This is a genomic window from Burkholderia sp. L27(2015) (genome assembly GCF_009765705.1).
GTDB lineage: Bacteria > Pseudomonadota > Gammaproteobacteria > Burkholderiales > Burkholderiaceae > LMUX01.
This window is the reverse complement of record NZ_LMUX01000020.1, coordinates 326212-332290: the sequence shown is the minus strand read 5'-3', so window position 1 is coordinate 332290 and position 6079 is coordinate 326212. Positions and strand designations below refer to the sequence as shown.

General features: G+C 60.8%; 5 protein-coding genes and 1 pseudogene. 3 read left to right on the top strand and 3 right to left on the bottom strand.

The window, feature by feature from the left end:
* Positions 1–93, top strand: a pseudogene (locus tag GSQ77_RS18435) (succinyl-CoA--3-ketoacid-CoA transferase); the annotation flags it as partial.
* Between the two features lie 376 nt (positions 94–469).
* Positions 470–1636 (top strand): YbfB/YjiJ family MFS transporter, encoded by a 1167-nt coding sequence (locus tag GSQ77_RS18430; protein ID WP_158904221.1) that lies wholly within the window; start codon positions 470–472, stop codon positions 1634–1636.
* A 60-nt stretch (positions 1637–1696) separates the two neighbouring features.
* Here GSQ77_RS18430 and GSQ77_RS18425 read toward each other — a convergent pair whose 3' ends face one another.
* From GSQ77_RS18425 to GSQ77_RS18415, 3 genes are all read right to left on the bottom strand, one after another.
* Positions 1697–1987, bottom strand: coding sequence for a DUF1330 domain-containing protein (locus GSQ77_RS18425; RefSeq protein ID WP_158904220.1), 291 nt, complete (start codon positions 1985–1987; stop codon positions 1697–1699).
* Positions 1988–2009: 22 nt separating this feature from the next.
* Positions 2010–3041 (bottom strand): NADP-dependent oxidoreductase, encoded by a 1032-nt coding sequence (locus GSQ77_RS18420; RefSeq protein WP_158904219.1) that lies wholly within the window; start codon positions 3039–3041, stop codon positions 2010–2012.
* 87 nt (positions 3042–3128) lie between these two features.
* On the bottom strand, positions 3129–4313 hold the full coding sequence (locus GSQ77_RS18415) for a thiolase family protein (RefSeq protein ID WP_158904218.1): 1185 nt from the start codon (positions 4311–4313) through the stop codon (positions 3129–3131).
* 434 nt (positions 4314–4747) lie between these two features.
* Between GSQ77_RS18415 and GSQ77_RS18410 the strand changes: the two genes are divergently transcribed.
* Entirely contained in the window at positions 4748–6001 is a 1254-nt protein-coding gene (locus tag GSQ77_RS18410) for a cystathionine gamma-synthase family protein (protein ID WP_158904217.1), read from the top strand.
* Positions 6002–6079: the final 78 nt, after the last annotated feature.

The window sequence follows — 6079 nt, the reverse complement described above, 5'->3', positions numbered from 1 at the left end:
GGCCTCAAACTGATCGAGTTGGCGCCTGGCGTGACGGTCGATGAGGTCAAGCAGAAAACCGGCGCACCGGTGGATACCAGCGCGATTGCCTGAAGTCGGTCTGCAAGCCATGCACCATGGGCTCGAGTTTGAACACCTGGATGTCCAAACTCGACTATCCCTGCGCTAACTGATTCTTGGTCAGAACCGGTCGCGCATTCCCACAAAGCCCAACCCCTGTGTCGGGGCTCCTGAGTTCGCGTTATACGAGCCTATGGATGCGTCAGCCGTGATAAGTTGACCTGTCGTGCCTAGCGATTTACCACTCGCTTTTTGCCATGCAGCCATCACGAACTGAGCCGAACAGCGGATCCGACGAACTAATGAGCGTCGATACGCTACTGTTCAGCCGCAAGGGCTATGCGCCTGCCGCATTCGAGGCGTTCGCGCGCATGCTGGCACCTGCTACAGCACAGGCCGGGGAGGCACGATGAATACCGTCGCACTGCCTATCCCTCGACGCTCGCCGCTCCCAGCAACGCTGGCCGCGGCATTGATACTCGCAGTGGGCATGGGCTTTGGCCGCTTCGCGTTCACCGGCATGTATCCGCTGATGGTGCGTCATGGCGAATTGAGCCTGCGTGCAGGCTCGCTTGCCGCTTCGGCAAACTACGTGGGCTACTTGATAGGCGCGTTATTGCTCAGCTTGGACACGCCTGAACAGTCCGCGCGCCTGTGTCGATATGCGCTGGTTGGCACGGTCTTATGTCTAGCGATGTTGGCCTGGGACGGCGGCATGGGATTTGTGTTGGCCGTGCGTTTGCTGGCGGGAGCACTCAGTGCGGGGACCCTGATCGGGGCGTCTGTGTGGCTTTTCCATGTGGTCAATCATCCGCGCGGCGCGCCCCTGTTGTTTGCCGGAGTAGGGATAGGCATCGCGCTATCGGCCGAACTGATCGCCTTGGGAAATTGGCTAGGCGCCAGCCCATCAGCGTTGTGGCTCGCGTTAGCAGGCGCTGGCGCGATCCTCGCGGCATTGGCCTGGGGCGAACTCAAGTCTTGTCCGAGTGCGACCGCAGTAGCGCCTGCTGAAACGGCGCATGAACCCGACACGAACGACATGCTGCACCCGGGCCCACTCGTGCTCATCTACGGTTTGGCCGGGTTCGGTTATATCGTCACCGCCACGTACCTGCCCCTGTTCGTCAAAAACGTACTGGGTCAGATCGATCCCGCTCACGTGTGGGCTGCTTTCGGCTTGGCGGCCGTGCCATCGTGCTTTGTTTGGCATAAATTGCGCGTGCGCTTTGGGACGCGCTGGGCCATGGCGCTGAATCTGGCGGTGCAGACGGTAGGCGTGGTTCTGCCTGCTATCGCGCAAGACGCATGGGCGTTCCTGGCAAGCGCGGTGCTGGTCGGTGCGACCTTCGTGGGTACCGTGACGATTGCGATGTCCGCCGCTAAACAGGTGGCGCGGCACGTCCGCTTCAACATGCTCGCGACCATGACCGCTGCTTATGGGGTGGGCCAGATCGTAGGGCCGCTTGCCAGCGATGCCCTGTTTGCTTGCGGTCTGACATTCCATGCGCCGCTATTTGCGGCGGCCGCCGCGTTGCTGTTGGCGGCATTGACTTGTTTGGTTGGAAGGTCGCGGTGACGGCAAGCGATCTGTCTTTATGGACCAATCGCAGGCCATCGCCCTACTAAACGCTTATCATCAAGCGCCTTCGACAATCCGGAAATCACGCTCTACGCCGTTGCCCAACGCCGTCAACGCGGCTTTATAAGCGTCGCCTTCATAGACTTCAATTGCGCGCTCGAGGCTGTCGAACTCGATTATCACCGCGCGTTCCACCACACCGACGCCGTGGGCTTGTGCTGCCACGCCCCGCGCGAGAAATCGGCCACCGCCCGCTTCCACCGCAACCGTTGCCAATCCCGCATAGGCCTTGAGCGCATCCGGATTCGAAACCGATCGATAACAGCTAATCCAATATCCTTTTTTCATACCGTTCTCCGTGAATGAATGATTATTGATCCAACGACGTGTCGACACGTACCGATACCTTACCGAAATTTTTCCCTTCAAGCATACCGATGAAGGCTGCCGGCGCACTTTCCAGTCCGTCGACGATATCCTCGCGATATTTGACTCGACCGTCTGCAATCCATCCCCCGACGTCGCGCAAGAATTCCGGACGTTGCACCGCAAATTCATAGTTGATAAAACCACGCAGCGTCAGGCTACGTGACAACACCTCGCGCATGGTGGTGGCGAATCGAGCCCCAACTGCATCAGGGCCCTGATTATATTGCGCGATCAGCCCGCAGACCGGCACGCGTGCATAGGTATTGAGCAGCGGCAACACAGCGTCCCAGATCGGGCCGCCTACATTTTCGAAATACACATCTATGCCGCTCGGGCATGCCTGCCCCAACTGCGCGGCAAAATCCGGCGCACGGTGGTCGATGGCAACGTCAAAACCGAGTTCATCGATCAGATAGGCGCACTTCTGCGCGCCACCGGCAATACCCACTGCCCGAGCCCCGACGATGCGCGCGATCTGACCGACGAGTGAGCCGACCGGTCCGCTCGCCGCGGCGACCACAACGGTCTCGCCTGGCTTCGGTTTGCCTATGGTCAACAAGCCCGTATACGCTGTGAACCCTGGCATGCCGAGCACACCGAGTGCAGTGGTGACTGGCGCGAAATCGGGATCAAGCTTGCGCAGGTCCGCGCCATTCACTACGGCGTGAGTGCGCCAACCCGTTTGACCCAGCACGATGTCGCCGACAGACCAGTCTGGGTGGTTCGACACCAGGACCGAAGCCACGCCCTCGCCCATCATGACGGCGCCCAGTTCGATCGGTTTGGCGTACGATTTTCTGTCATCCATGCGTCCGCGCATATACGGATCGAGCGAGAAATAGTGCACTTTGACCAATACCTGGCCAGCCTCCGGGCGGCCCAGTTCGGTTTCTTCCAAGCGGAAATCGGCGGGCGTGGGCCGGCCCTTGGGACGTGCGGCAAGTACGAATTGGCGTGCGTGTTGAGCTTCCATGGTGTCTCCTTCTTGGCTGTGTCTTTCCACGGGTCAGCGCGACCTGTGGCAATTCTTCTTGGCGCTTCTTTATGTAGCCGTGGCGGCTTAAAGCGCCTCCAGCGCCAGTGCGATGCCCTGCCCGCCGCCTATGCACAGGGTCACGATACCGCGTTTGAGACCGTCGCGACGCATCGAATGCATCAACCGCGTAGCGAGCACCGCACCGGTGGCACCAATCGCGTGACCATGCGCAATGGCGCCTCCTTCGACATTGACGATGTCCTCGGGAAAGGGCAGTTGCCTCAACACGGCAAGCGGTACCGCGGCGAACGCTTCGTTGATTTCGATGCGCTGCACATCGCCGCGCTCCCAACCGGCGCGGGCCAACGCCTGCGTGACAGCCGGGACAGGTCCGAGGCCGAACATGCCCGGCTCGACTGCGGCAATGCCGAAGGCCACCAGGCGTGCGAACGGCGTCAATTCATTGGCGTCGGCAAAAGCGCGATCGGTAACGATCATCGCCGAGGCCCCACTGTTCAGTCCGGGGGCATTGCCGGCGGTAATCGTGCCGGTATCACGGAATGCGGGCCGCAGTTTAGCCAACGTTTCAAAGGTGGTGTCGGGGCGCGGGGCCTCATCGACTTCGAAGCGTGTCGTGCCTTTACGAGCCTTCAACTCGAGCGCTACGATCTCGTCGGCAAAATTACCCTTGGCCTGCGCCGCCGCAAACCGTTGCTGCGAACGAGCGGCCCAACGGTCCTGATCTTCTCGCGTGAGTTCGGCCTTGGTGACCACATCTTCGGTATGCCAGCCCGAATGCTCGCCGGAAAACGCGTCGTTCAAACCATCGCGCAACATGCTGTCGTGAATTTCGGCGTTGCCCATCCGATAGCCCCAACGGCCACCAGGCAGCAGATAGGGAGCACGATCCATGTTTTCCATGCCGCCTGCGACGGCCGCATCGACCAAGCCGAGCGCAACTTCCTGCGCGGCCGAGATGATGGCCTGAGCACCCGATCCGCAGACGCGGTTCACTGTCAGCGCCGGCACCGACACGGGCACGCCACCGTGAATCGCGGATTGTCGCGCGGGATTCATTCGATTGCCCGCCTGGATCACGTTGCCCATGATCACCGAGCCGATTTGCTCCGGTTTCAAACCGGCACGCTTGAGCGTCTCGCGGATCACGGCTGCGCCGAGATCCGTCGCAGGCGTGTCTTTCAGCGCACCGTTGTACGCCCCGATAGCGGTACGCACAGGCGCGCACAGCAAGATTTCACGTTGGTTCATTGTCACACCTCGTTGTCATACCTCGTTGCATGGATTGAATCGCCAATCAGGTCCGCGTTTGATGCGCCGAGCGCGCGGCACAAGGCGCCGCAGAACACGCCGCAGAACGCACGACCGACGCCGACGAGCCAGTATAGTGCCGATTAAGAGTATATGCATTCAATCAGCCGTTCATGCCCGCCGGTGAATGATGCGCCCCTTTACCATGCGCCTTTCGTCGAGTCTGGCGAGGGCATCTCCCATGGGCAGCTTAACGCCTTCCGCGCGCGTGCGCTCGAGTGGGAAATATGGCACGACGCGATGCTAGCGACGTTTATTGCAGATTTTGTAATTGTCGAATTGATGCATAATTCTCGATCTCGAACCCTGCCGCATACCTAAAATCATGCGGGCGCACAAAGCATCCCCGCACCGCGTCCTCATCTGGAAACGACATGTCCAACACGCCACCCTATACACCGATTACCCGCCTGCTCCACGCTGACCGCTTGGCCACCACCGAGCATGGCGCGGTCCATAAACCCCTACACGTCGCGGCGGCATTCGCGTATCCGTCGGCGCGCGACCTTGTGTCGGTGTTTCAAGGCGACAAATCCGGTTTCATTTATGCACGTCAGGGCAACCCGACCGGCGCAGCGCTCGAGGCGAAATTGTCGCTGTTGGAAGATGCGCGCGCCACGGCCTGCTTTTCGACCGGCATGGCGGCCATTGCGGCGCTGCTGGTCGCGTTGCTGCGCGCGGGCGACCATCTTGTCAGCAGCCAGTATCTTTTCGGTAATACCAATAGTCTTTTTCAGACACTGCAAGGCATGGGCGTCGAAGTCAGCTTTGTCGATGCCACGGACACCCGGGCGGTCGAGGCCGCGCTGCGCCCGACGACACGCATGGTCTTCGTCGAGACAATCGCCAATCCGCGCACGCAGGTGGCCGATCTGGCGGGCATCGGCGCCTTGTGCGCACAACGCAACTTACTATATGTCGTCGACAGCACGCTCACCACGCCGGTACTGCTTCGCGCACGCGACGTGCAAGCGAGCCTGATCGTGCACTCGCTCACCAAAGGCATAGGCGGACACGGCAATGCCATGGGCGGAGCCATCTGCGACACGGGCCTGTTCGACTGGACCTCGTTCGAAAACATCGCGCCCGTGTACCGCAAGGGCGACCCCGCCGGCTGGGGTATGTTGCAGATCCGCAAGAAAGGCCTGCGCGATTTCGGCGCCACGCTGCGCGCGGAGGATGCTCACCGTATCGCGATCGGCGCTGAAACCCTCGCCCTGCGTGTGGAACGCGCCTGCGATAACGCGCTGCGGCTGGCGCAGTGGTTGGAGGCGCAGCCTCAGGTGGCACGCGTGCACTATCCCGGCCTGCCCAGCCATGCGCAGCACGCGCGCGCGGCGGCGCTGTTCGATGGTGGATTCGGCGCGCTCATGAGTTTCGAGTTGCGTCCCTGTGCACCTTGCTTCGACTTTCTCGATGCCTTACGCTTGATTCCGCTGTCCAGCCATCTGTCGGACACGCGCACGCTTGCGATCCCGGTCGCTCACACGATCTTCTGGGAAATGGGCAGCGAAAAACGGCAGGCAATGGGTATTGCTGACGATCTGATTCGTTTGTCGGTGGGCATCGAGGATATCGCCGATCTGCAGAGCGACCTTGAGCAGGCCTTGGGGCAATTTCCGGTATAGCGAGCGAGGACGACGGTGTAAGGCCTATCGCGCAGGCAGATAGTACGGGCTCGTCTAAAAATCGCTAAAATAGGCCGC